1 protein-coding gene is annotated in these 1,599 nt (G+C 44.9%); it reads right to left on the reverse strand.

The window, feature by feature from the left end; all coding sequences use genetic code 11:
- Positions 1–92: 92 nt before the first annotated feature.
- Complete coding sequence (locus ACTNA4_RS16000; RefSeq protein WP_427808888.1) at positions 93–1,328, reverse strand: IS110 family transposase; 1,236 nt, start codon at positions 1,326–1,328, stop codon at positions 93–95.
- Positions 1,329–1,599: the final 271 nt, after the last annotated feature.

Genomic DNA, 1,599 nt, shown 5'->3' on the forward strand with positions numbered 1-1,599 from the left:
TTACTATGAAACAAAACCTTCAGAATAGCCAAAAAAGCGCAAACTACCCCTATCTAGTGCAAAAAGGTTGATTTTGAACTTAACCGACAGGCTTATGCGGCAACTACTGGAGCCTCCCAGCCAAGCGCTTTTAACTTCTTGAGGTATGCAGCTATTTTACGTTCCTTATTGAACTGATTGTAATAATCAGCTCCCAGATCCTTGAAAACGACACCATCCTTGAGAATGTGATATATTGCTATGAGCATGGAATGGGCAACGGCTACATAGGCACGCTTTGGCCCACGGTGAGCACTGATCCTCATGAACTGCGCATGGAAGTAGGACTTCTTATTTTTTACTGCTGCATGTGCACAGGTGATTAATGTTGTGCGCAACAGGGAGTTACCTTTTCTGGTCTTCCCGGATTTTCTCTTTTTGGCGCTTTCATTATCTCCGGGACATAACCCTGCCCAAGATGAAATGTGCTTATCTGTCGGAAAACGATCCATGTCTGTACCAATGACAGAGATGATGGCCTGGGCACTTGTATTGCCTATACCGGTTACATCCTGAATTGCCTGGGAAGCCTGCTTTTCTTCCGGTTTCATAAAGTTGTCAATCTCGTCATCCAGGTTTTTGATGTGAGTATTTAGTTCATCCAAATGGATAAGAAGTTCTTTCATCATCCTGCGCTGGAGCGGAGACATCACACCATTAAGATCATCAATGATCTGTTCCTTGGTGGCTTTGAGATTATGAGCAATCACTTTCTGCTTATACATCTCATCGTATTTTACCTCATCGATGGAGTCTCCGGTTAGGAGATATTCCAGAATACTACGGGCGCTTTTGCCATTGATGTCTGATACAGTTCCGGATAACTTGATGTTAGCTCCTTCAAGCATCTTTTGGAGCCGATTCAACTCTCTGGTGCGTTCCCCTACAAGGCTTTTACGATAGCGGACTAATTCCCTCAGTTCCCGCTGATCCTTGTCGGGAATATAACTGGCCTTTAGCAGTCCATGCTGAAGAAGGTCTGCGATCCATTCCGCATCCTTCACATCCGTTTTCCGACCGGGAACTGCTTTCATATGACGGGCATTGACCACCATTGCGTTCAGGTCAGAAGATTCAAGGATGTTATACAGAGGTTTCCAATAAGAGGCTGTGCTCTCCATGGCGACCATTTCGCAGCCACCCTCCTTGAGCCAGTCAGCCAATGTAAGGAGTTCTCTGGTTGTTGCACCAAACTCACGTAGCTCCTGCTTTCTGCCGCATCGGAAACAGGCAACGATAAGTTTTTTGTGCACATCAATACCACAACATTTGTCGTAAATCTTATCCATAAAGGCACCTCCTGGAAGAATTTACGGCATGGTACTCTGACTTTTATCATTTTACTATACGTCCTTTTGCCATGAATAATAGGCTGGACAGGTGGTGGTGCAAATGAGAGTACCTGAAATCAGTTTAGGGTACGGGCTACTGGCCCAAAATAAACACGATCTTTGCCGTTACTATAAGTATACAGAACGGCATAAACAAACTCAATACCTTCCGGCTTACACAGTTTCATTTATGGTGGTGCCAAGTGTGCGGGCATGGGAGTTTAGGGTA

This window comes from Bariatricus sp. HCP28S3_A7, assembly GCF_052066375.1.
Classification (GTDB): domain Bacteria; phylum Bacillota; class Clostridia; order Lachnospirales; family Lachnospiraceae; genus Allocoprococcus.

Excerpts from the sequence above, each read along its gene's own strand:
- ACTNA4_RS16000 (WP_427808888.1), bottom strand. The coding sequence starts at position 1,328 with ATGGATAAGATTTACGACAAATGTTGTGGTATTGATGTGCACAAAAAA.